At 42.7% G+C, this 26,495-nt stretch carries 25 protein-coding genes; 9 read left to right on the forward strand and 16 right to left on the reverse strand.

Annotation, left to right across the window (positions count from 1 at the left end; translation table 11 throughout):
- Positions 1-52 precede the first annotated feature (52 nt).
- Complete coding sequence (locus GRFL_RS00755; protein ID WP_083642606.1) at positions 53-1,057, forward strand: alcohol dehydrogenase; 1,005 nt, start codon at positions 53-55, stop codon at positions 1,055-1,057.
- A 90-nt stretch (positions 1,058-1,147) separates the two neighbouring features.
- Complete coding sequence (locus GRFL_RS00760) at positions 1,148-2,191, forward strand: formylglycine-generating enzyme family protein (protein WP_083642608.1); 1,044 nt, start codon at positions 1,148-1,150, stop codon at positions 2,189-2,191.
- Here GRFL_RS00760 and GRFL_RS00765 read toward each other — a convergent pair.
- Positions 2,188-2,643 (reverse strand): nuclear transport factor 2 family protein, encoded by a 456-nt coding sequence (locus GRFL_RS00765; protein WP_086047714.1) that lies wholly within the window; start codon positions 2,641-2,643, stop codon positions 2,188-2,190. The two genes, GRFL_RS00760 and GRFL_RS00765, sit on opposite strands and share 4 nt — an antisense overlap.
- Before the next feature lie 64 nt (positions 2,644-2,707).
- Here GRFL_RS00765 and panB point away from each other — a divergent pair, with 64 nt between their 5' ends.
- From panB to ypfJ, 3 genes are all read left to right on the forward strand, one after another.
- Positions 2,708-3,526 carry a 3-methyl-2-oxobutanoate hydroxymethyltransferase gene (gene panB, locus GRFL_RS00770; protein ID WP_083645902.1) on the forward strand — a complete coding sequence of 273 codons (819 nt, stop codon included), beginning with the start codon at positions 2,708-2,710 and terminating at the stop codon, positions 3,524-3,526.
- A 52-nt stretch (positions 3,527-3,578) separates the two neighbouring features.
- Positions 3,579-4,280, forward strand: coding sequence for an RluA family pseudouridine synthase (locus GRFL_RS00775; RefSeq protein ID WP_083642611.1), 702 nt, complete (start codon positions 3,579-3,581; stop codon positions 4,278-4,280).
- 221 nt (positions 4,281-4,501) lie between these two features.
- A complete protein-coding gene (gene ypfJ, locus GRFL_RS00780) occupies positions 4,502-5,347 on the forward strand; it encodes a KPN_02809 family neutral zinc metallopeptidase (protein WP_083645903.1) in 846 nt (281 codons plus the stop codon).
- Here ypfJ and GRFL_RS00785 read toward each other — a convergent pair.
- Together GRFL_RS00785 and GRFL_RS00790 are read right to left on the reverse strand one after the other, a co-directional pair.
- Positions 5,344-6,216 (reverse strand): DMT family transporter, encoded by an 873-nt coding sequence (locus tag GRFL_RS00785; protein ID WP_083642612.1) that lies wholly within the window; start codon positions 6,214-6,216, stop codon positions 5,344-5,346. The genes ypfJ and GRFL_RS00785 overlap by 4 nt on opposite strands.
- Positions 6,217-7,761, reverse strand: a complete 1,545-nt coding sequence (locus tag GRFL_RS00790) for a hypothetical protein (RefSeq protein ID WP_083642614.1) — start codon at positions 7,759-7,761, stop codon at positions 6,217-6,219.
- A 148-nt stretch (positions 7,762-7,909) separates the two neighbouring features.
- Between GRFL_RS00790 and GRFL_RS00795 the strand changes: the two genes are divergently transcribed.
- The 4 genes from GRFL_RS00795 to leuB are packed head-to-tail and all read left to right on the forward strand — an operon-like array spanning position 7,910 to position 12,211.
- Positions 7,910-9,082, forward strand: a complete 1,173-nt coding sequence (locus GRFL_RS00795) for a 2-isopropylmalate synthase (RefSeq protein WP_083642615.1) — start codon at positions 7,910-7,912, stop codon at positions 9,080-9,082.
- Positions 9,082-10,464, forward strand: a complete 1,383-nt coding sequence (gene leuC, locus GRFL_RS00800) for a 3-isopropylmalate dehydratase large subunit (protein ID WP_083642617.1) — start codon at positions 9,082-9,084, stop codon at positions 10,462-10,464. Before GRFL_RS00795 ends, leuC begins: the two co-directional genes overlap by 1 nt.
- A gap of 1 nt (position 10,465) precedes the next feature.
- Complete coding sequence (gene leuD / locus GRFL_RS00805; protein WP_083642618.1) at positions 10,466-11,080, forward strand: 3-isopropylmalate dehydratase small subunit; 615 nt, start codon at positions 10,466-10,468, stop codon at positions 11,078-11,080.
- Between the two features lie 12 nt (positions 11,081-11,092).
- On the forward strand, positions 11,093-12,211 hold the full coding sequence (gene leuB, locus GRFL_RS00810; RefSeq protein ID WP_083642620.1) for a 3-isopropylmalate dehydrogenase: 1,119 nt from the start codon (positions 11,093-11,095) through the stop codon (positions 12,209-12,211).
- A gap of 57 nt (positions 12,212-12,268) precedes the next feature.
- Here the strand turns inward: leuB and argH are convergent, their stop codons facing one another.
- The 13 genes from argH to ilvB all read right to left on the reverse strand — a co-directional run bounded on the left by argH (position 12,269) and on the right by ilvB (position 26,494).
- Positions 12,269-13,540: an argininosuccinate lyase gene (argH, locus tag GRFL_RS00815; RefSeq protein ID WP_083642622.1), complete on the reverse strand. Its 1,272-nt coding sequence runs from the start codon at positions 13,538-13,540 to the stop codon at positions 12,269-12,271.
- Positions 13,541-13,638: 98 nt separating this feature from the next.
- Positions 13,639-14,709: a M20 family metallo-hydrolase gene (locus GRFL_RS00820; protein WP_083642623.1), complete on the reverse strand. Its 1,071-nt coding sequence runs from the start codon at positions 14,707-14,709 to the stop codon at positions 13,639-13,641.
- On the reverse strand, positions 14,706-15,482 hold the full coding sequence (gene argB, locus GRFL_RS00825) for an acetylglutamate kinase (protein WP_083642625.1): 777 nt from the start codon (positions 15,480-15,482) through the stop codon (positions 14,706-14,708). The genes GRFL_RS00820 and argB overlap by 4 nt, the downstream gene beginning before the upstream one ends.
- Entirely contained in the window at positions 15,483-16,430 is a 948-nt protein-coding gene (locus tag GRFL_RS00830; protein ID WP_083642626.1) for an N-acetylornithine carbamoyltransferase, read from the reverse strand.
- Between the two features lie 15 nt (positions 16,431-16,445).
- Complete coding sequence (locus GRFL_RS00835) at positions 16,446-17,579, reverse strand: aspartate aminotransferase family protein (protein WP_083642628.1); 1,134 nt, start codon at positions 17,577-17,579, stop codon at positions 16,446-16,448.
- A gap of 1 nt (position 17,580) precedes the next feature.
- Entirely contained in the window at positions 17,581-18,372 is a 792-nt protein-coding gene (gene proC / locus GRFL_RS00840; RefSeq protein ID WP_083642629.1) for a pyrroline-5-carboxylate reductase, read from the reverse strand.
- Between the two features lie 11 nt (positions 18,373-18,383).
- Positions 18,384-19,343 (reverse strand): N-acetyl-gamma-glutamyl-phosphate reductase, encoded by a 960-nt coding sequence (argC, locus tag GRFL_RS00845; protein WP_083642631.1) that lies wholly within the window; start codon positions 19,341-19,343, stop codon positions 18,384-18,386.
- Complete coding sequence (gene argG, locus GRFL_RS00850) at positions 19,340-20,527, reverse strand: argininosuccinate synthase (RefSeq protein WP_083642632.1); 1,188 nt, start codon at positions 20,525-20,527, stop codon at positions 19,340-19,342. Before argG ends, argC begins: the two co-directional genes overlap by 4 nt.
- A 3-nt stretch (positions 20,528-20,530) precedes the next feature.
- The gene (locus tag GRFL_RS00855) at positions 20,531-21,160 is read right to left on the reverse strand and encodes a GNAT family N-acetyltransferase (RefSeq protein WP_083642634.1); all 630 of its coding nucleotides are present in this window, start codon (positions 21,158-21,160) and stop codon (positions 20,531-20,533) included.
- Between the two features lie 324 nt (positions 21,161-21,484).
- Positions 21,485-22,753, reverse strand: a complete 1,269-nt coding sequence (gene ilvA / locus GRFL_RS00860; protein WP_083642635.1) for a threonine ammonia-lyase IlvA — start codon at positions 22,751-22,753, stop codon at positions 21,485-21,487.
- Entirely contained in the window at positions 22,753-24,228 is a 1,476-nt protein-coding gene (ilvC, locus tag GRFL_RS00865) for a ketol-acid reductoisomerase (RefSeq protein ID WP_083642637.1), read from the reverse strand. The genes ilvA and ilvC overlap by 1 nt, the downstream gene beginning before the upstream one ends.
- A complete protein-coding gene (ilvN, locus tag GRFL_RS00870; RefSeq protein WP_083642639.1) occupies positions 24,225-24,764 on the reverse strand; it encodes an acetolactate synthase small subunit in 540 nt (179 codons plus the stop codon). The genes ilvC and ilvN overlap by 4 nt, the downstream gene beginning before the upstream one ends.
- The gene (gene ilvB, locus GRFL_RS00875; RefSeq protein WP_083642640.1) at positions 24,764-26,494 is read right to left on the reverse strand and encodes a biosynthetic-type acetolactate synthase large subunit; all 1,731 of its coding nucleotides are present in this window, start codon (positions 26,492-26,494) and stop codon (positions 24,764-24,766) included. The genes ilvN and ilvB overlap by 1 nt, the downstream gene beginning before the upstream one ends.
- Position 26,495: the final 1 nt, after the last annotated feature.

A 26,495-nucleotide genomic window follows, 5' to 3' on the forward strand; every position in this document is an offset into this window, starting at 1 on the left:
GAGTGTGAATTTTCAGTTTTCACTTCCTCTTCCTTAATCAAAAAAGAAACTAATGAAAGCAGCAGTTATTGAAAAAGCAGGCGGAAAATTCATCGTTAAAGACGTTGATAAACCATCTCCTGCCGAAAATGAAGTTCTAATAAAAGTAGAAGCCTGCGGAATTTGTCATTCTGATAATTTCGTAAAGGAAGGCGGTTTTCCCGGACTGGAATACCCGCGAATTCCCGGGCATGAAGTCGTTGGAATTGTAGAAGAAGTTGGTTCTAACGTGTCCAATTGGGAAAAAGGCCAGCGCGTAGGTGTAGGTTGGCATGGCGGCCATTGTTTCGAATGCGAGCCTTGTCGCCGCGGGGATTTCATTAATTGTGAGAACGGAAAAGTAAGTGGAATTCACTACGACGGTGGTTACGCGGAATATATGACCGCTCCAAAAGAAGCCATCGCCAAGGTGCCAGATGAGCTCTCTTCAGCTGATGCCGCTCCCCTATTATGCGCCGGAATTACCGTTTATAATGCGCTTAGAAACTCCGGAATTCGTGCCGGTGATGTGGTCGCCGTGCAGGGAATTGGCGGTTTGGGTCACCTGGCCATTCAGTATGCCTCTAAAATGGGAATGCGAACCGTCGCAATTTCTCACAATGACGATAAAAAAGACCTCGCGGAAAAACTTGGTGCCCACCATTTCATCAATACTGGAAATTCAGACGGAGCCAAAGAATTGCAAAAATTAGGAGGCGCCAAACTGATTCTGGCAACAGCCCCACACAGCGATGCGATTTCTTCCGTGGTAGACGGTTTGGGAATTGATGGTAAGCTACTGATGGTTGCCGCGACAGGAGAACCCATCGAAGTTTCTCCAATGCAATTGCTGATGGGAAGAAAATCGGCTGCCGGTTGGCCAAGTGGTACCGCAATGGACTCAGAAGACACACTGAATTTCAGCGCTATGACCGGAACCACACCGATGATCGAGGAATATTCGCTGGATGATGTCAATGAAGCGTTCGATAAAATGATGAACAATAAAGCACGTTTCAGAGTTGTACTGAAACCCTAGATTTTTCTGATTCCAAAGTGGAAAAGCCGGAAATTCACCCTTGATTTTCCGGCTTTTTTATATGTATCTTTGCCAATATTCCGAGAATTCATGCGATCAAAATATCATCTTTTCATCATCACTATCCTTTGTGGCCTACTCCTCATTTCCTGTAAAGATGAGAAAAAATCGGGTCCTGAAATGGTGGTAGAACCAGCTCCGGAATCGCATGTGAAAGGCACCTATCATGAAATTTACCTAAAAGAGATCAGTTATATCAAAGCACGAGTGGACTCGGCTTCTACAGAAGGAATGGTGCAGATCCCGGGCGGCACTTATATGATGGGTGGTAACAGTGATCAGGCAAAAGAAAATGAGTTTCCCCGTCATCAGGAAACCGTAAAAGAGCTTTGGGTAGATGAAACAGAAGTAACCAATGCCCAATTCCGAAGGTTTATTGAAGAAACCGGATATGTTACCACGGCAGAACGAACCTTTGAGATCAACGGAAAAAAATACCCGCCGGGTGCGCTGGTTTTCGATCCATTCAATCCGCAATGGTGGTGGAAATTTGTAAAGGATGCCAATTGGAAACAACCGGAAGGCCCCGGCAGCAATATCGAGGGAAAAGATGATTATCCCGTCGTCCAGGTTTCCTGGTATGACGCGAAAGCTTATGCTAAATGGGCGGGGAAAAGACTGCCCACCGAAGTCGAATTTGAATATTTCAACCGAGCCGGAAATGACAGTTTGATCTATAATTGGGGCAATGATTACAGCCTGGCGGCGGAGCATGCGAATTATTTCCAGGGAAACTTTCCTTTCGATAACTGGAATGAAGATTCTTTCCCAGGTCTGGCGCCTGTGAAAAGTTTTGCTCCTAACCAGTTTGGGTTATATGATACCACCGGAAATGTTTGGGAATGGTGTCTGGACACCTACTATCCAGATGCCTATTCCAGGCAAATTGGAAAAGAAGAGGGCTATTTCAAAGATTTTATCAGCGGAAAACAGGAAAAAGTCATACGCGGCGGTTCTTTTTTATGCAGTGAGATGTATTGTACCGGCTACCGTACCTCGGCGCGGATGAGTTCCACACCAGACACTGGCCTTCAGCATACGGGTTTTCGCTGCGTTAAAGATGTGGAGCGTTAATCACATTTTTTATTCCGGGTATCGATAAGATGCACGATCTTCCATTGATCTTCCAGCTTGACCAGCGTGAAATTGTTGACGCCGCAATGGGAAAAATTCCCGTTATAGTAAAATTCGTAAGCTGTATTCACCACGGCTAAAGGACCATTTTCTTCCACTTTAAAATTCAACAACCTTTCTTCGAATTTGGAATCGGCCGGGATGGAGGCAATAGACTTCAGAAAATGTTCAAAAGGCTCAGAATTCAGTAATTTCTTTCCTTCCGTGTTGATGGAAATGGATTGTAACTGAACTCCTTCCGAAGCCATATTTTTTAAAGCCAGCGTATCCTGCTCGTGAAATGCCTTAAAAAATTCTTCTACGAAATCCTGTGGTGACTCGCCTGATTTTTTTGTTTGGGCGGAAGTGTTTGCAGCTGCCATAATCAACAGAAAGAAAATTATTTTTTTCATGCTTTGCGTCTTTTGAATGTGGTTCCCGAATTTAGTACTTTTACTTCAAATTAAAACTTCGAAAATGTCAACCGCCAAGAAAGCTTATAAAAGAGTTACCACCAAATCCCTTGTAGATATGAAGGCTCAGGGAGAAAAAATTGCCATGCTGACCGCCTATGATTACACGATGGCGCAGATCGTGGACGGCGCCGGGATTGATGTGATCCTGGTTGGCGACTCTGCCAGCAATGTCATGGCGGGACATGAAACCACCCTGCCTATCACTTTAGACCAGATGATTTACCATGCTTCCGGCGTGGTACGCGCAATCAAACGTTCCCTGGTTGTGGTAGATCTGCCTTTCGGAAGCTATCAAAGCGACCCGAAAGAAGCGCTGCGTTCGGCTATCAGGATCATGAAGGAAAGTGGTGCCCATGCGGTGAAACTGGAGGGCGGTAAAGAAGTGAAAGATTCGATTAAAAGAATTTTACATGCCGGGATTCCTGTAATGGGACATTTAGGCCTTACCCCGCAATCTATTTACAAATTCGGGACTTATACCGTTCGCGCGAAAGAAGACGAAGAAGCTGAAAAACTGAAGAACGATGCGAAAATGCTGGAAAAAATGGGTTGTTTTGCAGTTGTCCTGGAAAAAGTTCCCGCCAGCCTGGCAAAAGAAGTCGCGGAGAGCATCAATATCCCCGTGATTGGTATTGGGGCTGGAAATGGCGTTGACGGGCAGGTTCTCGTCGTGCACGACCTTTTGGGGATGACGCACGAATTCAACCCAAGATTTCTTAGGCGTTACGCTGATCTCCATTCGGAAATGACCAAAGCTTTCGAAAATTATCGCGATGATGTGAAAAGCCGGGATTTCCCATCAGATCAGGAACAATATTGATGCCTCTCAAAAATTAGTTGTATTCTGAATTTTTCCCTGAAAACTTGAATTTTTGAACTCCGAAAACGCACATTCCAATAAAGATAATCTTCAGGTTCTTTACGAAGATAATCATATCATTGTGGTGAACAAGCGCCCAGGCGATATCGTTCAGGGTGATAAAACAGGTGACAAACCGCTCAGCGAGGTGGTGAAATCATTTCTAAAGGAAAAATATAACAAGCCCGGAAACGTGTATTTAGGTGTGGTTCACAGGCTGGATCGCCCCACGAGCGGTATTGTGCTTTTCAGCAAAACTTCGAAAGCTCTGCCTCGGCTGAATAAACTTTTTCAGCAGAAAGACGCCAAAAAGACCTACTGGGCGATCGTAAAGAACAGGCCGCCTCAAGAGCAGGACCGTTTGGTTCATTACATGAAGCGAAACTCGAAGCAAAATAAATCGTACGCCCATATTAAAGAGGTTCCCGATAGTAAAAAAGCCATTTTGCATTACCAGCTCATCCAGGAACTGGACAATTATTTTGTACTTAGGATCGACCTGGAAACCGGCCGGCATCACCAGATCCGTAGTCAGCTTTCGGCAATTGGCTGCCCTATTAAGGGCGACCTTAAATACGGTTTTGACCGAAGCAACAAAGATGCGAGCATTCACCTGCATGCCCGGGAATTACAGTTCATTCATCCGGTAAAAAATGAACTGGTGCATGTCATTGCACCCGCTCCAGACGACAGCCTTTGGAATGCAATAAAATAATTGCCAATTTCCATTCTCAGAAGCGATCGTATCCTTTTACTTCATAGCTGTGGCGTGAATAGCTGAATTTTGACAAACTTCAATTTCAGAAATCCGTACAGCAGCAATCTTTTCAGAAGAAATTGAAAGAGGTAAATTTCATAAGGTCCTTGCCTGAAACAAAATTAATCGGCGGCCAAATCTATTTTATTAGTAATTTAGTTCTGCTTAAAATTTATATCATGAAATGGAAAGGTAGAAGACAAAGTTCAAACGTAGAAGATCGGCGCGGGATGTCTGGTCGCGGAAAACTAGTTGCCGGCGGTGGAATCATTGGCCTGATCTTCGTTATTGCGCAGTTTGTGCTGAGCGACGGTGATGTATCAGTACTGGAACAGCTCCAGGACCCCGGAACCAGCCAAACAGAGCAGCGTGAACTTACTGCGGAAGAAAAAGAGCTGGGCGATTTTACAGAAGTAGTTCTTGCCGATACGGAAGATGTTTGGAACGAGATCTTTGCCTCCCAGAATATGACCTACAACGAACCAGGAATGGTGCTTTTTTCGGATGCTGTGCGCACCGGCTGCGGAAACGCTTCAGCCGCCACCGGCCCTTTCTATTGTCCTGCCGATCAGAAAGTGTATATGGACCTCACTTTTTTTGAAGAACTACGCACCCGTTTCGGAGCAAAAGGCGGGGATTTTGCAATTGCCTACGTGATCGCTCATGAGGTTGGGCATCATGTTCAGAATGTGCTGGGAACCGCCAGCGAAGTACGAAGATTGCAACAGCAAAGCAGCCAGACTGAAGCCAATGAACTCTCTGTTGCGATGGAACTTCAGGCCGATTTTTATGCCGGTATCTGGGCGCACTACAACCAGGAATATTTGCAGGAAGGCGATATCGAGGAAGCACTAAGCGCCGCGAATGCCGTTGGTGATGACGCCATCCAGCGCAGGGTTTCAGGAAATGTCAACCCCGACTCCTTTACGCATGGAACTTCCAAACAACGCATGGAGTGGTTTATGAAAGGATACCGATCTGGAGATATGAACCAGCGGGATACGTTCAGCGCATTGCTTCATTAGGCCGCTCTTTTAAAAGAAAACAGACTTTCAATCACTACGGCGCTAATAATCAGCGTACCGCCTATAATCGTCTCGGTACCGGGAATTTCTTCCAGAAACAATATTCCGAGCAAAATTCCGTAGACAGGCTGAATGCTGCTCATGATACTGGCTGTGGTAATGGAAAAATTCCGAAAACTCATCAGGAAAAGTGTGTGACCAATGCAGGTGGTCAAAATGGCCAGGACCAGCAGTGGCTTCCACTGCCCTATCACCTGCGGAAGATCAGCAATGAATGCTGCGGGAATGAGGCAAACGCACACGGTCGCAATCTGATAAAGCATCAAAACCGAGCCGTTGTATTTCTGAATTTTCGGTTTCATAATAATATTCCGAAGCGAGTAAAAAACTGCGGAAACCATTCCGAAGAGGACAGCGATAAAATAGGAATTTTCAAAATCGATATCGGGCGTAAGAAAATAGACTCCGGTCAAAACCAGGACCCCAAGTGCCAGGTGCAGTTTGCGGAAACCGGTTTTCAGAATAATGGGTTCCAAAAATGCGGTGATCACGGGATAGGTGAACAATGACAACAATCCAATTGCCACATTAGACAATCTCAGGGAATAGAAATAAGTCACCCAATGCAGGCAGAGAAAGACCCCAGCCAGCAAGACTTTTCCAACATCTGCCCAGTTTTCCAGTTTCAGGCTTTGCTTGCGCAATTTCAGAAAAACAAAAAATAGCACACTGGCCACCAGTGTTCGAAAAAAAATAGTCACCGGCGGTGACAAGCTGATATACCTTCCCAAAACCCCGGAAGTACTGATAATCAGCACTGCCAAGTTGAGCTGGAGGATATTGAAAATGTGATTTTTGTTTGAGTGCAATTAGCGCGAAAATTCCTGGTTCTTCTCTTTGATAATTTCCTTCACCGGACGGTTTTCAATTTTGCTTTCCAGCCAGGAAATGATGTCAAGATATAAAAATGCCCTGCGTTCAAAAGGATGATCTTCATATTTCTTCAGTTTTCCGTGCAGTTCTCGGAACTCATCCTTGATATTCAGCGGGGAGACGTCAGGTAAATTTCTCAGGAATTTGATCATTTCCTTCTGAACTTCATGAAGATCATTCATTTTGATCAGGAACCGGTACGTAGATTTTACCAGGCTGTCCAGGTGATAATCCAGGCCGGCCTCATAGTGCGCTACCAGATTCAGAATTCTCGCAAAACACATGAGATCCTCACGCATTTCCAAAGATTTATTATTGATGATCTTTTTCAGGAATTCGATACATTTTTTATTATTTCCGTCGCCAAAATATAAACAGGCGATTTTATAATAAAAGATCATGATATGGTGTTCGTCCAGGCGGTCCTTGAATTTATCGATCTTTTTAGAGATCTTCTCGATCAATTCTTCGGCATTGCTGAACTGCCCTTTCATAAAACGTAAATTCAGCTTATTGGAATACACATACAAAAAGGCCAGCGCGGCAATATTGTCATCATGCGGAATTTTTGGGTTCCGCAGCGAATCTTCCAGGTGTTTAAGCGTTTTTTCGAAAAGCTCAGTATGATTAAGGTAAAAAAGCGATTCCAACAGATAGTGGTTCCCTTTCAGGTAAGAAACCGGGTGAATGGGGATGAGATGTTCATATTCCTTAAAAAGATCGTTCCATTTCATCGAATAGCGGTAGCAACCCAAAAAATCCTGTATTAAAAAGCTATACCACAAATTTGCCTTATACAACCACAATCTTTCCCGAAACCCCAGCTCACTGAAGGTGTATTCTGGTAACTGCTTCTGAAAATAAGCTTTGATGTCTGCCGCTTCTTCCTCGGTACGGCAATATCCCATTTTCAGGAAAATGGAATACAACTCCAGCGATAAATTAGACAGTTTTCCCGAAATAAGGTTGAGATAGTTCAGCTCCTCGGTTTGCCTGATAAGGCTGTCTGCCCGGTTCTTGATCGAACGTGTGATATATTGTGATTCAATGATCTTTTCCAGCTCCAGGATTTCATAGGCAACATTCTTCTCTTCATACGTAAGCGCCTGGGTTTTCACCTTATCAAGCAGTTTCAGGCTTTGTTTGTACAATCCCTTGTGGTACAGGATCCAGGCAAAATCCAGTTGTTCCCTGATCTGGATAGGAATATCCTGGTGAACAGGGTTCAATCGAAGGGAGATTAAAAGTTGCTTATATAAATGGGACTTGACGTTGGAAAGTTGCTGTTTGCTGATCTTCGTTTTATCAAGAATTTCCTTTTCGTCATATTTTTTCTGACGGGAAATCACCTTATATAAATTCAGAAACTTGCTATCGGCATTTACGCCAATACGGCCAACATAAAGTGAAAATTGCCTCTTTTCTGAAGCTGATAAGGACTTTATCAGAGAAAATAGATTTTCGGTTAAGTCATTGGTCATTGTAATCAATATATTTTTAAAACACTGTTTTTCAATAATTTACATTCAAAAAAAGAACAATTAACTATCGTAACAGTTTCCAAAAAATGGGGTTTGAAGCGTATGTTTTCCAATACTTTAGATAAAGATAAAGTAAAATAAATCTCATATGAGCACAGAAAAGGTAGAAATTTTTGACACTACATTGAGGGATGGCGAACAGGTCCCCGGCTGCAAATTGAATACTCAACAAAAGTTGAAAATCGCTGCGAGACTGGATGAACTGGGAGTAGATGTGATTGAGGCCGGTTTTCCGGTTTCGAGCCCTGGAGATTTTCAGTCGGTTACCGAGATTTCCAAACTCGTAAAAAATGCTGCTGTTTGTGGACTCACCCGTGCCGTTAAAAAAGATATTGAAGTAGCTGCGGAAGCACTTCAGTATGCCAGAAAACCTAGAATTCATACGGGAATTGGAACTTCTGATTCTCACATCAAATACAAATTCAACTCCTCAAGATCTGAAATTATCGATCGCGCCGCAGAAGCCGTTGCCTATGCCAAAAAATATGTAGATGACGTGGAATTTTACGCGGAAGATGCGGGTAGAACTGATAATGAGTTCCTGGCAAAAGTTTGTGCTGAAGTAGTGAAGGCCGGAGCCACCGTACTGAATATCCCTGATACGACCGGCTATTGCCTTCCGGAGGATTATGGGCGTAAGATCAAGTTCTTGAAAGACCATGTACCAGGAATCGAGAATGTGATCATTTCCTGTCACTGTCACAACGATCTTGGATTGGCTACAGCCAATGCGATTTCAGGAGTGGCAAATGGCGCCAGACAAATTGAGTGCACCATAAACGGTATAGGTGAAAGAGCCGGTAATACGTCTTTGGAAGAAGTCGTAATGATCTTAAGACAACACCCTACCTTAAATTTAAATACGAACATTAACCCGAAGTTATTGTTTGACACCAGTAAAATGGTCTCCAGGGAAATGGGTATGTACGTCCAGCCTAACAAAGCGATCGTCGGGGCCAATGCCTTTGCTCACAGTTCCGGAATTCACCAGGATGGCGTCATAAAGAACAGAGAAACATACGAAATCATAGATCCAGCCGACGTAGGGGTTACCGAGTCGGCTATTGTTTTAACAGCCCGTAGTGGTCGTGCCGCTTTAGCGTACAAAGCCAAGAAAATGGGTTATAACCTAACGAAATTGGAATTGGACGTGGTTTACCACGAATTCTTGAATTTCGCAGATCAGAAAAAAGAAGTTGCCGATACCGATATCCATACAATCATGGAGATCTATCGTAAAAATGCAAGAGCTATAGCTTAATGAAAAAGACATTATTTGATAAAATTTGGGATGCTCATGTAGTTGAAAGTATTCCTGACGGTCCGGATATTTTGTACATCGATAAACATCTGATACACGAAGTAACGAGTCCGCAGGCTTTTAATGAATTGAAGGAGCGAAAAATTCCTGTGGCCAGACCAGATCAGATCGTGGCCACGGCCGATCATAATACGCCTACACAAAATCAGCATTTACCGGTTAAGGACCTTTTGTCAAGAAAACAATTGAAAGAACTTTCGCAAAACTGCGAAGAAAATGATATTACGCTGTATGGCCTCGGCCATCCTTATAATGGGATCGTTCACGTGATGGCGCCAGAATTGGGAATTACCCAACCTGGAATGACCATTGTTTGTGGTGACAGTCACACTTCAACTCACGGCGCATTCGGAACGATTGCCTTCGGTATCGGTACCAGCCAGGTTGCCCAGGTTTTTGCAAGCCAATGTTTACTGGTTGAAAAGCCGAAAAAACTTCGGGTGAATGTTAATGGAAAACTCAAAAAAGGAGTGCTTCCAAAGGACGTGATCCTGTATATCATCAGCCAGCTTGGAACCAATTCCGGAACCGGATATTTCTGTGAATATGCCGGAAATGTATTTGAAGAAATGTCTATGGAAGGTCGTATGACCGTTTGTAATATGAGTATCGAAATGGGTGCGCGTGGCGGACTTATCGCTCCTGATGAAACTACTTTTGAGTATGTTAAAGGTCGCGAGTTTGCTCCTAAAGGGGAACAATTCGAAAAACAGGTTTCTTACTGGAAGACATTAAAGACCGATGAAGATGCAGAATTTGATCAGGAATACTCTTTTGATGCAGAAGATATTGAACCAATGATCACTTACGGAACCAATCCTGGAATGGGAATCAAACTAACAGGATCCATTCCGTTAGAAGGAAATAAAAGTGACTCAAAAGCACTGGCTTACATGAATTTTAAGCCGGGAGAAATTCTGATCGATAAAACCATAAACTGGGTTTTTATAGGAAGTTGTACCAATTCTCGAATTGAAGATTTCCGAGTAGCTGCATCTTATATAAAAGGAAAACAAAAAGCTGAAAATGTGAACGCTTTGATCGTTCCTGGATCAAGGCAGGTTGCCACGCAGATCAAAGAAGAAGGCCTGGATAAGGTTTTTGAAGAAGCAGGATTTACACTAAGACAACCGGGTTGCTCAGCTTGTTTGGCTATGAACGATGATAAAATTCCGGAAGGTGAATATTGTGTATCAACCAGCAACCGAAATTTTGAAGGAAGACAGGGACAGGGTTCCAGAACCATTTTGGCAAGTCCGTTAACTGCTGCTGCGACAGCCGTTGCAGGAAAACTTGTTGATTTTACCAAAAGCCTGAATTAAAATGGAAAAGTTTACAACACTTACAGATACAGTCGTGCCTTTAGACATGGAAAATGTGGATACCGATCAGATCATTCCTGCTCGATTTCTAAAGGCTACCGATAAAGCCGGATTTGGTGATAATCTTTTCCGGGACTGGAGATTCAACAAAGACGGTTCAGTAAATGAAGAATTTGCTTTGAACGATCCAACTTATAAAGGCTCCATTCTGGTTGCAGGAAATAACTTTGGCTGTGGTTCCAGCAGGGAACACGCCGCCTGGGCGATCAAAGGATATGGCTTTAAGGTAGTGGTTTCGAGCTATTTCGCGGATATCTTTAAAGGAAATGCCCTGAATAATGGACTTTTACCGGTACAGGTGAGCGAAGATTTTCTTCAGGATATATTTACTGCGGTGACGGCAAATCCTTCCGAAGAAATTAAGGTAGACCTTGAGAACCAAGAGATCGAAATTACCGGAACCGGTGAAAAAGAATCCTTTAAAATTGACCCTTATAAAAAAACCTGTTTGATCAATGGGTACGACGATATCGACTTCCTGGTGAGCAAACTGGATGCTATAAAGAATTATGAAAAAGAAAAAAGCAGCTCTGAAAAGCTGGAAAAAACTGTTTAAAACCCTACTAGAATGAAGTTGAATATAGCTGTTCTTCCCGGAGACGGGATTGGTCCTGAAATCGTACAGCAATCAGTAAAAGTGTTGACAGCCGTAGCAGATCGATTTGATCATGATTTCTATTTTGAAGAAGCTGTGGTCGGTGCGGCAGCAATAGATTTGTTGGGGAATCCGCTGCCGGATGCCACTTTGGAATTATGTAAGAATTCTGATGCTGTACTTTTCGGGGCAATTGGAGATCCAAAATACGACAACGATCCTTCCGCAAAAGTGCGACCGGAACAGGGTTTATTGAAATTAAGGAAAGAACTGGGCTTATTTGCCAATATCAGGCCGGTCAAGGCTTACGATGCGCTAATTGACCGTTCTCCATTAAAAGCTGAAAATATTAAAGGTGCCGATATGGTCATTTTTCGGGAATTGACAGGAGGAATCTACTTTGGTGAAAAAAGCACCAGTAAAGATGGGCAGACTGCATCAGATCTTTGCACCTATTCTGTAACTGAAATTGAGCGCATTGCGCGCCTGGCTTTCGAGGCTGCAAAAACCAGAGGTAAAAAAGTGACGCTGGTAGACAAAGCCAACGTTCTGGAAACCTCCCGTTTGTGGCGCAAAACCGTGACAACTCTTGCTGAAAAGGAGTTTCCTGAAATCGACCTGGATTTTCTTTTTGTAGACAACGCTGCGATGCAGATGATCTTAAATCCGAAACAGTTTGATGTGATCCTTACTGAAAATATGTTCGGAGATATCATTTCAGATGAAGCCAGTGTGATTGGAGGAAGTATCGGATTGTTAGAATCTGCTTCCGTAGGAGCTGAAGTAGCTTTATTCGAGCCGATTCACGGTTCTTATCCGCAAGCGGCCGGAAAAGGAATTGCAAACCCGGTAGCATCCATTCTTTCGGCGGCTATGTTGCTGGAAAATTTTGGATTGAATGCTGAAGCCCTATCAATTCGCAAAGCAGTGGAAATGAGTATAGCACTAAATGTGTGTACTCCAGATATTAATAAAGACAATCATTATTCAACGTCTAAAGTTGGAGACTTTTTGGAAAGTGTGATCAGTGATACGGAAAATCACATGATCAACAACGAAAATCTCAATTTTGGGCAAATGACGATAATTTAAATTTTGTTCATTTATGTTTTGACCTCCTGATTGTCTTCGGACTTTCAGGAGGTTTTTTTATGACATCTTTTTCCGAATCTCTTCCAGGGCGAGGTTGTCCTTACTCCCCAAATGTGTATGCTCCTTTAGCGCAACAGGCTCATAGGTATTATTCTGAACCTGCCCCCCTATCTCCTTATAAGCATCACGAAACGACTGACCCTGCATTACAAGGTCATTAATACTGTCAACTGTAAAGAGGTATTTATATTTTTCGTCGGAAAGGCTTATGTCATTTACTTCGATCTGGGCGATGGAATGGGAGAAAATATCCAGAATCTCTTTCATATTTTCTACGGAATAAATACTGTTCTCTTTTATAAGCTGATAATCTCGGTGATAACCACTAGGCAGGTTATTGGTGATCAGGATCATTTCATTGGAAATTGACTGAAGTTTATTGCATTTTCCTCTAATCAATTCAAAAACATCCGGGTTCTTCTTATGCGGCATGATGCTCGAACCGGTCGTTAACTCATCAGGAAAAGAGATAAAACTGAAATTCTGGCTCATATACAGGCAGATATCCATCGCAAATCGCGATAAGGTATTGGCTATAGAAGTAATATTAGAGGTCACAGTTCGCTCACACTTCCCACGGCTCATTTGTGCCGCAACAACATTGTATTTCAGTGTAGCAAACCCAAGTTCGTCTGTCGTGAATTGCCTGTCAATAGGAAAAGATGAGCCATAACCTGCAGCCGAACCAAGCGGATTCTGATCTACCACCTTCATCCCGGCTTCCAGTAAATACAAATCGTCGATCAGGATTTCAGCATAAGCCGAAAACCATAGTCCAAAAGAAGACGGCATCGCAACCTGTAAATGCGTATATCCCGGAAGAACCTTTTCCTTATGTTCTTCAGCAAGATCCAAAAGAATGCTGATCAGGTTTTTGGTTTTTGCGATGATCTCCTGCAAATTGTCCTTAAAATATAATTGCATCGCAACAAGAACCTGGTCATTTCGGGAACGTGCAGTATGAATCTTTTTCCCGGTGTAACCCAGTATTTGAGTCAGTTCATATTCGATCTTGGAATGAACATCTTCAAAATCCTTTTCGATCACAAAATTGCCATTTTGCAGCTGTTGTTTCAGATTATCAATTTCAGCCACAAGATCTTCAACTTCTTTTTCAGAAAGTATCCCGACTTTCCCAAGCATTTTAGCATGCGCTTCCGAAGCCGTTAGATCATATTCTGCCAGAAACATATCCAGTTCACGATCATTACCAACCGTAAACTTTTCGATCTTTTTATCTATGGAAATACCTTTATCCCAGAGTTTCATAATTTTTTGGTTTTAGTCAGAGCCATCCTGAACTAGTTTAATAAATTCAGCCTGACGTAATTTTATTGTTTAACTGAGTCTGTCGAAGCTTATAAAAGTTACCTCTCTAATGCTTTTTCAAGCAGTTTGATATATTTTTCAATGCCTTCCTCGATCTCTTTCACATAAATGAATTCATCTGCGGAATGTGATCTGGTTGAATCGCCCGGCCCTAATTTAAGCGACGGACAACTGAGCATTGCCTGATCTGAAAGTGTAGGCGATCCGTAAGTTTCCATGCCTAGTTCAATCCCGGCTTTCACCAGAATATGATCCTTTGGAATCGATGAGGAATTTAAGCGTAATGACCTTGGTACAATTTCATCAACAGGCGCCTGTTTTTGTAAAATTTCGGCGACTTCAGCATTGGAATACTTGTCATTTACCCGAACGTCTATTACCAGGTCTACATCTGCCGGAACTACATTATGCTGGGTTCCCGCTTTGATCTGGGTGACGGTGAGTTTTACCTCTCCAAGAACTTCGGAAATTTGCGGAAAACTGAAGTTTTCAAACCATTGTAACGCCTTAGCTGATTTATAAATACAGTTATTATCGTTCGGATGTGCGGCATGAGAAGGTGTTCCTTTCACTTTCGCGTCGAAAACAACCAGTCCTTTTTCAGCAATTGCCAGATTCATCAACGTTGGTTCTCCCACGATTGCCACATCAATTTTTGGCATAATTGGAAGCATACAGGCTATCCCGTTCTTGCCATTGGTCTCCTCTTCCGCAGTTCCAGCGAAAATGATGTTGTAATCCAGCTCATCATACTGATAAAACCAGGTAAAAGTTGCCAGTAAGGAAACCAGACAGCCCCCGGCATCATTACTACCTAGCCCGAATAATTTCCCGTCGATTATTTCCGCTTTAAAAGGGTCGCGAGTATAACCTTTATTGGGACGGACCGTATCGTGATGGGAATTGAGTAACAAGGTGGGTTTTGAATCATCAAAATGATCGTTTTTTGCCCAAACATTGTTCAAATGTCTTTCATATTGAATTCCGAAGTCCTGCATCCAGTTTTCAAGCAGTTGTGCTGTGTGTTCTTCTTCACCGGAAAAGGATTGGGTCTGAATCAAATCTTTCAGCAATTCATTAGCTTTCTGCTGTAATTCTTCTAATTTCATGAACTTAGTATTTTGGTATGTTTGGATTCTGGTCGAAGTAAATGCATATCGCCTAATCTTACAGTTTGTACACCTTTCTCTATTGCCTGGAAACAATTATGTAGTTTGGGCAGCATTCCGTCGCTGATGACCTTCTGCTCGAGTAAGCTCTGATATTCCTCTGCATCAATCTTCTCAATGATCGAAGTTTCATTATCGATATCCGCCAGAACACCTTTCTTTTCAAAACAATATAGCAGCTCCGTTTCCATTTCCTTACTCATCGCCACAGCAATTTCCGAAGCTACAGAATCAGCATTTGTATTGAACAACTCCCCGGTTTCGCTATAAGAAATTGCGGAAAAAACCGGCGTGATACCTTGCTCCAAGAGATTCAGAATAAATTCTGAATTGATATTTTCAATATCCCCCACGAATCCGAAGTCGATTTCTTTTACAGGACGTTTTTTAGATACAATGGCTTTTCCATCGGCACCACATAACCCAATAGCATTCACATTTCTATTCTGAAGTTTGGCGACGATATTCTTATTTATCAATCCACCATAAACCATGGTAATCACTGCCATAGAATTTTCATCGGTAATTCTCCTGCCATCAACCATTTTGGTTTCATAACCTAGTTTTCCGGCGATTTCGGTTGCCATGTTTCCACCGCCATGAACCAGGATTTTTGGTCCTTTCAATTTGGCGAAATCATTCAGAAAATCTGCAAGTTTTCCCTCATCTTCAATGAGCTTCCCTCCTATTTTTATGACCTTCAGCTGTTTCATTTAATCAAGATTTTCCAGAATTCGTTTCATCACAGCCTGCGCTGCAAAAGTCCTGTTTCCAGCTTGTTGCAGAACCACAGCATTCGGACTATCTAAAACATCATCTGCGATCACCACGTTTCTACGAACTGGCAAACAATGCATCACCTTCGCGTTATTGGTATGTTTTAATTTCTGCTGATTGAAGGTCCAGTCTTTTTCCGTAGACAATACTTTTCCGTAGTTTTCATAACTACTCCAGTTCTTCACATACACAAAATCGGCATCTTTCAAGGCTTCTTCCTGGTCATGGATCACTTTAACATCACCGGTTACTTTCGGATTCAGATCGTATCCTTTTGGATTGGTGATCACAAAGTCAACATCGATCTTCTGCATGATCTCGGCAAAAGAATTCGGGACCGATTGTGGTAATGCCTTGGTATGCGGCGCCCAGGTAAGTACCACTTTTGGTTTTGGTTTGTCCTTCAGCTCTGTGATCGTTATCGCATCGGTCAATGCCTGTAAAGGGTGACCGGTAGCGCTTTCAAGGTTAATTACCGGAACACTGGCATATTTCTGAAAACTCTTTAAAACCTGTTCTTCTTCATCTTTATCGCGATCAATCAGTTCAGGAAAAGCACGAACGCCTATGATGTCACAGTATTGAGAAAGTACCCCGGCAGCTTCTTTAATGTGTTCAGCTTTATCTGAATTCATGATCGCTCCATCTTCAAATTCCAGCGCCCATCCATCTTTTCCTGCATTCATCGTCATCACATCCATCCCAAGTAGCTTCCCGGCTTTTTCGGTGCTTAGACGCGTACGAAGGCTCGGATTAAAAAATAACAATCCAAGGGTTTTTCCCTTTCCAAGTTCCAGGCTGGTATTGCTTTTTTTCAGTTCTAATGCCTGGTTAATCAGTTCCTGAATATTTTGAATATCGTGAGTTGAAAAATAATTTTTCATGAAAAATCTTATACTTTAATGGTTTTCGAGAGCCGTTTTCAATGCTTTGAAAAAAGCCTCAAAATGTTCTTTTTGAATGTTCAATGGCGGAAGAATTCGCAGCAGTTTTTTATTGCTCGCAGCTCCTGTGAAGATCTGGTAATTGAAAAGCAGGTCTTTTCTTAAAGCAGCTACTTCAAAATCGAATTCCAGACCGATCATGAGTCCGCGGCCTTTAACTTTTTTGATCTGCGGAATCTCTTTGGCTTTCTGCTGAATATATTCTGAAAGTTCTGATGCGTTCTCGATCAGGTTCTCTTTTTCAATGACATCTAAAACTGAAATCCCAGCTGCGCAGGCCAGGTGATTTCCGCCGAAAGTCGTTCCCAGCATTCCATATTTTGCTTTGATGTTATTATCGATCAAAACTCCGCCAATAGGAAAGCCATTTCCCATTCCTTTCGCGATGGAAATGATATCAGGTCTGATGCCATGCTTCTGAAATGCGAAAAAATCACCAGTTCTTCCATAACCAGCCTGCACTTCATCAGCGATCAGTATGGCACCGTAATTTTCACATAACTTTTCGGCTTTTTTATAAAAAGCGGTTTCAGCTTCATCCAAACCGCCTACACCCTGAATTATTTCAAAAATGATTGCGGCTACGTCACCTTCCTGCATGGCTTCGGTCAAAGCTTCAGCATCTCCAAAAGGCAATTTTACCACATGATGATCTTTGTTAAAAGGTGCTTTGATCGATTCATTATCGGTAACGGCAACAACCCCGGAAGTTCTTCCGTGGAAAGCATTATCGAAATAAATGATCTTGCTTTTTCCTGTTTCAAAGGAGGCAACCTTTAAGGCATTTTCATTCGCTTCAGCTCCCGAATTGCACAAAAACAACTGATAATTCTCAATTCCGGCCAATTTTTCCAATTTATCGGCCAGTTCTTGTTGCATCAGGTTTTTGATAGAATTACTGTAAAATCCAAGTCTTGAAACCTGGTCTGAAATTGCCTTTACATATTCTGGATGGGAATGCCCTATGGAAATCACCGCGTGACCGCCATACAGATCCAGGTATTTTGTTCCGTTTTCATCATACACATAGCAACCTTCACCTTTCACCGGTGTGATATCGTATAACGGATAAACATCAAATAACTCCATATTATTTTTCTGAAATATTATTGATCTTTTTAAAGGAAGCCTGCAGTCCCTTGATCAGCGAAGAACTTAGACCATTATGCTCCATTTCATTCAGTCCCTCAATAGTACAGCCTCGCGGCGTAGTTACCTTATCGATTTCCTCTTCCGGATGTTTGCCCGATTCGATCAAAAGGCTCGCGGCACCTAAACAGGTTTGCATAGAAAGCTCCTGCGCGTCTTTTGCGTCAAAACCGAGTTGGACAGCTCCCTGAGTGGTTGCGCGGATGAGACGCATCCAGAATGCGATCCCGCTGGCACAAATCACCGTGGCCGCCTGCATTTTATTTTCAGGAATAATGATACTGGTACCTAAACGATTGAAAATAGCTTCAGCAATCGCGATTCGCTTTTTCCCTTTTTCGTTAGAACAAAGACAGGTCATCGATTTACCGACAGCAATCGCCGTATTTGGCATGGAACGAATGATAAACTGGTCACCAACAATTTCCTCGATACGCGGAATTTTAAATCCGGTTACGGTAGAAATGATCACGTGCTTTTCGGTTAAAAGATCCTTGATCTCCTCCAGTATTCTTTCCATTTGGGTTGGCTGAACGGAAAAAATTAAAATATCTGCGTTTTGAACCGCTTCACGGTTATCGCTCGTCACTTTTACTTTGGAATACTCTTCATAATCCTTGATTCCCTCTGCATTTCTTTTGGTTAGATACAGGCTGGTAAAAGCATTGCTGAATATTAAACCTTTCGCGATAGAAAGTCCAAGATTCCCGGTTCCTAAAATGGCAATTTTCATAATTCTGTTTTTTAAAAATAACTGGCCTTCAATTTCAATCCTGCATCTTCAGGAAAACCGAATATTAAATTCATATTCTGAACCGCCTGCCCGGAAGCTCCTTTCAACAGGTTATCGATCACGCTGGTCACAAGCAGCTTATCTCCGAATTTCTCCAGTTTCAGAAGGCATTTATTGGTATTCACCACCTGTTTCAAATGGATATCTTCCACTAAATGGGTAAAGGGTGCTTCAGAATAAACTTCTGAATAAAGCTTTTTTGCGTCTTCAAGGCTTCCATTATATTCGGTATAAGCCGTAGCATGAATTCCGCGGGAAAAATTCCCCCTGTTCGGAATAAAATTTACTTCGGAAGAAAAATCGGGTTGCAGCATTTTCAAGCTCTGCCCTATTTCATTCAAATGCTGATGCCCAAAAGATTTATAGGAAGAAAAATTATTGTCTCTCCAGGTAAAATGCGTGGTATCTGAAAGGGAAGTTCCTGCACCAGTCGCACCGGTAACCGCATTCACATGCCAGTCAGATTTTATCTCACCAGATTTAGCCAGCGGTAAAATCGCCAGGCTGATGGCGGTGGCAAAGCATCCCGGATTTGCGATATTTTTAGCCGACAAAATTTCAGATTTAAAAAATTCAGGCAAGCCATAAACAAAATCATGATCACCATTCATTCTGAAATCGGTACTCAAGTCGATGATCTTCGTATTTTCAGAAAAGTGGTTTTCTGCTAAAAACTTTTTAGAATTTCCGTGGCCAAGGCAAAGAAAAACAACATCGGCGTCCTTATTGATCGAATCGGTAAATGTAATCTCGGTTTCACCGGCGAGATCCTGATGAATGGTCGAAACAGGTTTTCCCGGTTGTGAAGTACTGTAAACAAAGTCAATTTCGGCTTCAGGATGATTCAGCAAAATCCTGATCAGCTCACCGGCTGTGTATCCTGCGCCTCCAATAATTCCCGCCTTGATCATCCTTTTTCTTTTACATATTGATAGATCTTCCCGGAATTGGAAAGTATCTTGATAAATCCTTTAGCATCATCTGCCGTCCAGGCATTGTTCTCTTCCCCGTATTTTCCGAAACCGGAATTCATCAAATCAAAATCTGATCTTATTCCGTCTAACTGGAAACGATAAGGATGCAAACTCACATAAACCTCACCGGTTACCTGCTTCTGGGAACTTTCCAAAAAGGCTTCCAGATCACGCATGACCGGTTCCAAATACTGGCCTTCATGCAAATGTGTACCATACCAGTTCGCCAGGTAATCTTTATGCTGTAATTGCCATTTGCTCAAGGTATGCTTCTCCAACAAATGATGAGATTTGATAATGATCTGCGCTGCGGCAGCTTCAAATCCAACGCGTCCTTTAATTCCGATTATGGTATCGCCCACATGGATATCACGCCCGATCGCATATTGCTTCGCAATCTCTTCTAAAAGCTGAATATTCTTTTCCGGAGCATTTTCTTTTCCGTTTAAAGAAGTGAATTCTCCTTTCGTGAATCCAAGGGTAATTTGCTGTGGCTCTTTTTCTTTTAACTGGGAAGGATAAGCTTCCTCTGGAAGTGGTTTTTCAGAGGTCAGCGTTTCTGCACCACCCACGCTGGTTCCCCAAAGCCCTTTGTTCACCGAATATTTGGCTTTTTCCCAGTTCATTTCCACGCCTTTCGATTTCAGGTAATCGATTTCTTCCTGGCGAGTCAGTTTTTTATCTCTGATAGGCGTAATAATCTTAATATTTGGAGCAATAAGCTGAAATATCATATCAAAACGCACCTGGTCATTTCCTGCACCAGTACTTCCGTGGGCGATATATTCAGCCCCGGTTTCCTTTGCATAATTGATGATTTCCAGCGCCTGTACGATTCGTTCGGCACTTACGGAAAGCGGATAGGTGTTATTCTTTAAAACGTTTCCGTAGATGAGATACTTAACCACTTTGTTATAAAACGAAGATACCGCATCGATATTCTTATAGGTTGCCGCTCCGATCTTTTTCGCATTGGAACCGATCTTTTCGATCTCTTCTTCGGAAAAACCACCGGTATTCACGCTTACCGCATGAACTTCAAAATTTTCTTCTTCTGAGAGGTATTTCGCGCAATAACTGGTGTCCAAACCACCGCTATAGGCAATTACGACTTTCTTCATAATTTATTCTTTTTCAAGTTTTTCCTTTTTGTAAAAAAGTGTTTGCTTGATGTTTTTGAGCCTGTGAAAGGCTTTATCGTTTAACTTTGATTTTTCTTTAGCTTCCTTCTTCTTCTGCGGATCATACAACATACCGGTGCACAAGCACATTTTTCGCTCGGTTCGGGTTAGAATGTCGTAATTCTTACAGGTCTGGCATCCTTTCCAGAAAGCTTCATCATCGGTCAATTCAGAAAAAGTTACCGGTTGATAACCCAACTCGTAATTGATCTTCATTACCGCCAAGCCAGTGGTAATCCCGAAGATTTTTGCATTGGGATACTTTTCGCGGGAATGTTTGAAAATGACCTTTTTGATGTCTTTTGCCAGGCCATGCTGCCGATAATCCGGATGCACGATCAAACCTGAGTTTGCCACATATTTCTCATGACTCCATGTTTCGATATAACAGAAACCGGCAAATTTCTCGCCATCCAGGGCGATCACTGCATTGCCTTTTTCCATTTTACTAATGACATATTCGGGAGTTCGACGTGCGATACCAGTACCGCGAACCTTGGCCGATTCTTCAATAGTAGTGCAGATTTCTTCTGCGTAAGAAGCATGAGATTTATTAGCAATGACAATTTTCATTTGCTAAGAAATTTTAGTTTTTAAATAATTTTGATTTTGATCTTTCGAAGGGGGAACCGGACTCACCTAAGTTCCATAATAGAATACACGCACTTACGTGCGGCGGGGAAAGCGGCGCATAGGAGAAATATCAGTGAAAACACTGATAAAAATCTTAAATAATATGCTGGAAAAAATGTTCAAAATAAAGATCAAATAATATTATAAAAATGAAGAATTAGGCGCGTGATTAACTGCGGCGCGGCCTAAAGTGATATGATTGCAATATTATTTGTCTCAGAATCATAAAGTAAAAGTACATAATAATTTGATTTAACAAGATTTTTATACTAAAAATTGAAATAAATTCGGTTTATCATTGAGATATTCCCCAAAAAAGTTCTTCTTTTTCATCCTGGCAACCAGCGGCTCAAAGTCAGCCGGATCGTTCAATTCTATTCCCACCACAGCGGGTCCGTTTTCACGATGATGTTTTTTAGAATATTCAAAATGGGTAATATCATCGTTTGGTCCCAGAACTTTATCCACGAATTCTCGTAAAGCTCCTGCCCTTTGTGGGAAACTGATAATGAAATAATGTTTGATCCCTGCATATAATAAAGCTCGTTCTTTGATCTCAGCAGTTCGGGTAATGTCGTTATTGCTTCCACTTACAATACAGACTGCGGTTTTCCCTTTTAAATCTTCCGCATAAGAATCTAAAGCTGAGATTGCCATCGCTCCGGCAGGTTCCACCACGATTGCGTCTTTGTTATAAAGATCCAGAATCGTCTGGCAAATTTTCCCCTCCGGAACAGTGATCATTGCATCCAGATTTTCTTTACAGATCTCAAAATTCCTGGAACCTACTTTCTGAACGGCTGCTCCATCAACGAAGCGCTCTATCGTTTTCAGTTCAATCACTTTTCCGGCTTTCATGGAAGAAAGCATGGATGGCGCTCCTTCCGGCTCTACACCAATAATCTTGGTATTCGGACTCAGCTGTTTAAATACGGAAGACAATCCAGCCAGCAATCCGCCGCCACCAAATGGTGCAAAAACATAATCTATCGGGCCATCAGCCTGTTCCAGAATTTCCATCCCGATCGTTGCCTGTCCCTCGATCACTTTTTCATCATCAAACGGATGGATAAAAACCTGGCCAAACTTCTCACCGTGCTTGATAGCATTTTTATAAGAATCGTCAAAAGTGTCACCTTTTAGCACCACTTCAACCCATTCCCCACCAAACATATTTGTCTGTTCGACCTTCTGCCTGGGCGTAGTAATTGGCATGTAAATAACACCTTTTGTTTTTAATTTATTACAGGCGAAAGCAACTCCCTGGGCATGATTTCCCGCACTGGCACAAATCACACCTTTTTTAAGTTGTTCCTGTGGCAGACTGGATATTTTGTTATACGCACCACGAATTTTATAGGAACGAACCTGCTGCAGATCCTCTCTTTTAAATAAAATACGGGCGTCATATTTAGCGCTGTACGTAAAAGAATCGGCCAGAGGCGTATTCACCACTACTTTGGAAATACGCTCGGCCGCTTTCTTTACATCTTTTAAATCTGGTCTATAAATATCCTTCTGCAATAAACTCATTAAGCATGTATTTTCTTCATTGCGGTCATCGCCTGTCTCAGCACACCACCCACTTTCTCGACCGGATGGTTCCTAATAGCATCGTTCACCGCGATCAATTCCTGATTGTCCACTCCATTATATCCATCGCCAAAAGTCTTTCCGGCAACTTCAGGCTCCAGCCCATTGACGTAATCCTTGATCAGAGGTTTGGCTGCATGATCAAATAAATAACAGCCATATTCCGCAGTATCAGAGATCACACGGTTCATTTCAAACAGTTTCTTTCTGGCAATAGTGTTGGCGATCAGCGGAGTTTCATGCAGTGACTCGTAATAAGCCGATTCTGCGATAATTCCTGCTTCGACCATTGTCTCAAAAGCCAGTTCCACACCCGCTTTTACCATGGCAACCATCAGGACACCTTTATCAAAATATTCCTGTTCCTTAATTTCTTCGGAAGTTGCTTCGGTTTGTTCAAAGGCGGTATTTTCTGTTTCTGCACGCCACGTCAGCAATTCCTTATCATCATTTTTCCAGTCGGTCATCATCCTGGAACTGAATGCTCCTGAAATAATATCATCCATGTGCTTCTGAAAAAGCGGACGCATCTGTTCCTTCAATTCTTCTGAAATTTTAAAAGCGCGAAGTTTAGCTGGATTTGACAAACGATCCATCATCGTTGTGATTCCACCATGTTTCAAAGCTTCCGTAATCGTTTCCCAACCATACTGAATAAGCTTGGAAGCATATTTCGGCTCTACTCCTTCAGCCACCATTTTGTCAAAAGTCAAGATCGAACCGGTTTGCAACATTCCACAGAGAATGGTTTGCTCACCCATAAGATCAGATTTCACTTCGGCTACAAAAGAAGACTGAAGCACTCCCGCTTTATGACCTCCGGTAGCAAATGCATAGGCTTTCGCCCAATCCAGACCAATCCCCTGAGGATCGTTTTCAGGATGCACAGCAATCAGCGTTGGGACCCCAAAACCTCTTTTATATTCTTCACGAACTTCTGAACCGGGACATTTTGGCGCCACCATGATCACGGTGATATCCTCACGAATCTGCATACCTTCTTCCACGATATTAAAACCGTGAGAATAAGATAGCACTGCATCTTTTTTGATATGTGGCATAATAGAACTGATCACCGGGGTGTGTTGTTTATCTGGCGTAAGATTGATGACCAGGTCTGCCTCCGGAAGCAATTCCTCGTATGTACCAACAGTAAAATTATTTTCAGTAGCGTTTTTCCAGGATTGTCTCTTCTCTTGAATAGCTCCTTCGCGAAGCGCATAAGAAATGTCCAAACCGCTGTCCCGCATGTTCAGACCCTGGTTAAGTCCCTGGGCGCCACAGCCCACGATAACTATTTTCTTTCCTTTTAAAGCAGCCACTCCGTCGCTGAACTCATCCAGCTCCATGAAACGGCAGGTTCCCAGCTGGGCTAATTGATCGCGTAAAGAAAGACTGTTAAAATAGTTCGTCATGATAATGAATTTGTAGTATTAAATTTTTCTAATATTTCTGAAATGGGCATTTCGTTCTTGGTCACGGCAATGGTGCCGGAGCGAACGAACTGCATCAAACCATAAGGTTTTAAAGTTTCGTAAAGCTGATTGATCTCCCGGTGTTTGCCGGTTTTTTCCACCACGAAAAACTCTTTGGTCACGGTTACAATACGCGCGTTGGTTTCCTTAATAAAATCCTGAATGTTGTGATCATTCAGGAATTCTTCAGATTTGATCTTATAAAGCGCGGTTTCCTGGTATATGGTTTCTTCCGTAGTATGATAAAAAGCACGGATCACCTCGATTTGCTTTTCGATCTGGCCCACGATCTTTTTGATCTGCTCTTCGGTCACATTTACAATAATGATAAAGCGCATCACCTCGGTCACCTCACTGGGCGACGCTGTAATACTTTCAATATTGATATGTCTTTTCAGGAAGATCGCCGCGATACGGCTCAAAAGACCCAAATTATTTTCGGTGTATATCGATACGGTAAAATTCTTCTTTTCCATTATTCCAATAATATGTCTGATACTGATGCCCCGGTTGGAACCATTGGGAACACGTTCTCTTCCTGTTCAACTTTTACTTCAAGGAAGAAAGCCTCATCGCTTTCCATCATTTCTTTGACCGCAGCTGCCAGTTCAGCTCTTTCGGTCACGCGGCAGGTTTTAATATGATATCCCTTGGCGATCGTCACAAAATCTGGGTTAACCATTTCAGTAGAAGCATATCTTTTATCAAAGAACAACTGCTGCCACTGGCGAACCATTCCGAGAAAACCGTTATTTAAAACCACAATTTTCACCGGTACCTTAGTTTGAAAAATTGTTCCCAGTTCCTGGATGGTCATCTGGTAACCGCCATCGCCGATCACTGCTACCACTTCTCTTTCCGGAGCAGCCATTTTGGCTCCGATTGCCGCCGGAAGCGCAAACCCCATGGTTCCCAAACCTCCGGAAGTCACATTGCTCCGCGTCTGGTTGAATTTACCGTACCGACAGGCCTTCATCTGGTGTTGCCCTACATCTGAAACGATCACCGCATCACCTTTAGACATTTTGTTGATTTCGCGAATCACCTCAGCCATATGAATATCTGGCTTGGAAACATCCAGATTGTGACTGATGACTTTTTTATATTCCTCTTTATATAATTCTTTAAACTGATTGTGCCACTGAGAATGGTCATTTTCATTCAGCAGTTCCAAAAGCACTTTCAGAGTTTCTTTAACGTCTCCCAGAACCGGATAATCGGCTGTCACATTTTTATTGACTTCCGCCGGGTCGATCTCAAAATGAACCACTTTTGCCTGCTTGGCATAAGTCTCCAGGTTACCGGTAACCCGGTCATCGAAACGCATCCCGATGGCGATCAACACATCGCACTCATTGGTCAAAACATTGGGTGCGTAATTTCCATGCATCCCAACCATTCCTACATTCAGCGGATGTTCAGTTTCCAGTGCGGAAAGGCCCAAAATGGTCCAGGCCGCCGGAATTCCGGCTTTTTCAACTACTTTCTTGAGCAAATCTTCCGCATGACCCAGGATAACTCCCTGACCCCACACGATCATGGGTTTTTTGGCATTATTGATTACTTCCGCAGCGCGTTCTACCTGAAGAAGATTTACTTCGGGAACGGGTTTATAGCTCCTGATCCCTGAACATTTTTTATAGCTGAAATCCAGTGAGGCAAACTGCGCGTCTTTGGTAATATCTACCAAAACTGGCCCTGGTCTTCCTGACCTGGCGATATAAAATGCCTTAGCCATCACTTCCGGAATTTCTTCGGCGCGGGTGATCTGGTAATTCCACTTGGTAATGGGGGTGGAAATACCCACAATATCGGTTTCCTGGAAAGCATCACTTCCCAGCAAATGAGAGCCTACCTGCCCGGTAATACAAACCATTGGAGTGGAATCGATCATGGCATCGGCAATCCCTGTTACGAGGTTGGTAGCCCCGGGACCTGAAGTAGCCACAGCAACGCCGACCCTTCCCGAGACTCGTGCGTAACCCTGCGCAGCGTGCGTTGCACCCTGCTCGTGTCTCGTGAGTACATGATGAAGCTTGTCCTGGTATTTGAACAATTCATCGTAGACAGGCATGATCGCACCTCCGGGATAACCGTAGATGGTATCGACGCCTTCCTCAAGCAGACATTTGATAACCGCTTCAGCTCCCGAAACTGTTACTTTTTCCGTCTCCTTTTTCTCAAAACTTGCTGTTTTTACTTCCATA

This window comes from Christiangramia flava JLT2011, assembly GCF_001951155.1.
GTDB classification, from domain to species: domain Bacteria; phylum Bacteroidota; class Bacteroidia; order Flavobacteriales; family Flavobacteriaceae; genus Christiangramia; species Christiangramia flava.

What these genes read in the sequence shown, in the direction of transcription:
- GRFL_RS00755 (WP_083642606.1), top strand. Translation starts at nt 53, where the DNA reads ATGAAAGCAGCAGTTATTGAAAAAGCAGGCGGAAAATTCATCGTTAAA.
- GRFL_RS00760 (WP_083642608.1), top strand. Translation starts at nt 1,148, where the DNA reads ATGCGATCAAAATATCATCTTTTCATCATCACTATCCTTTGTGGCCTA.
- GRFL_RS00765 (WP_086047714.1), bottom strand. Translation starts at nt 2,643, where the DNA reads ATGAAAAAAATAATTTTCTTTCTGTTGATTATGGCAGCTGCAAACACT.
- panB (WP_083645902.1), top strand. Translation starts at nt 2,708, where the DNA reads ATGTCAACCGCCAAGAAAGCTTATAAAAGAGTTACCACCAAATCCCTT.
- ypfJ (WP_083645903.1), top strand. Translation starts at nt 4,502, where the DNA reads ATGAAATGGAAAGGTAGAAGACAAAGTTCAAACGTAGAAGATCGGCGC.
- GRFL_RS00790 (WP_083642614.1), bottom strand. Translation starts at nt 7,761, where the DNA reads ATGACCAATGACTTAACCGAAAATCTATTTTCTCTGATAAAGTCCTTA.
- GRFL_RS00795 (WP_083642615.1), top strand. Translation starts at nt 7,910, where the DNA reads ATGAGCACAGAAAAGGTAGAAATTTTTGACACTACATTGAGGGATGGC.
- leuC (WP_083642617.1), top strand. Translation starts at nt 9,082, where the DNA reads ATGAAAAAGACATTATTTGATAAAATTTGGGATGCTCATGTAGTTGAA.
- leuD (WP_083642618.1), top strand. Translation starts at nt 10,466, where the DNA reads ATGGAAAAGTTTACAACACTTACAGATACAGTCGTGCCTTTAGACATG.
- leuB (WP_083642620.1), top strand. Translation starts at nt 11,093, where the DNA reads ATGAAGTTGAATATAGCTGTTCTTCCCGGAGACGGGATTGGTCCTGAA.
- argH (WP_083642622.1), bottom strand. Translation starts at nt 13,540, where the DNA reads ATGAAACTCTGGGATAAAGGTATTTCCATAGATAAAAAGATCGAAAAG.
- GRFL_RS00820 (WP_083642623.1), bottom strand. Translation starts at nt 14,709, where the DNA reads ATGAAATTAGAAGAATTACAGCAGAAAGCTAATGAATTGCTGAAAGAT.
- argB (WP_083642625.1), bottom strand. Translation starts at nt 15,482, where the DNA reads ATGAAACAGCTGAAGGTCATAAAAATAGGAGGGAAGCTCATTGAAGAT.
- GRFL_RS00830 (WP_083642626.1), bottom strand. Translation starts at nt 16,430, where the DNA reads ATGAAAAATTATTTTTCAACTCACGATATTCAAAATATTCAGGAACTG.
- GRFL_RS00835 (WP_083642628.1), bottom strand. Translation starts at nt 17,579, where the DNA reads ATGGAGTTATTTGATGTTTATCCGTTATACGATATCACACCGGTGAAA.
- proC (WP_083642629.1), bottom strand. Translation starts at nt 18,372, where the DNA reads ATGAAAATTGCCATTTTAGGAACCGGGAATCTTGGACTTTCTATCGCG.
- argC (WP_083642631.1), bottom strand. Translation starts at nt 19,343, where the DNA reads ATGATCAAGGCGGGAATTATTGGAGGCGCAGGATACACAGCCGGTGAG.
- argG (WP_083642632.1), bottom strand. Translation starts at nt 20,527, where the DNA reads ATGAAGAAAGTCGTAATTGCCTATAGCGGTGGTTTGGACACCAGTTAT.
- GRFL_RS00855 (WP_083642634.1), bottom strand. Translation starts at nt 21,160, where the DNA reads ATGAAAATTGTCATTGCTAATAAATCTCATGCTTCTTACGCAGAAGAA.
- ilvA (WP_083642635.1), bottom strand. Translation starts at nt 22,753, where the DNA reads ATGAGTTTATTGCAGAAGGATATTTATAGACCAGATTTAAAAGATGTA.
- ilvC (WP_083642637.1), bottom strand. Translation starts at nt 24,228, where the DNA reads ATGACGAACTATTTTAACAGTCTTTCTTTACGCGATCAATTAGCCCAG.
- ilvN (WP_083642639.1), bottom strand. Translation starts at nt 24,764, where the DNA reads ATGGAAAAGAAGAATTTTACCGTATCGATATACACCGAAAATAATTTG.
- ilvB (WP_083642640.1), bottom strand. Translation starts at nt 26,494, where the DNA reads ATGGAAGTAAAAACAGCAAGTTTTGAGAAAAAGGAGACGGAAAAAGTA.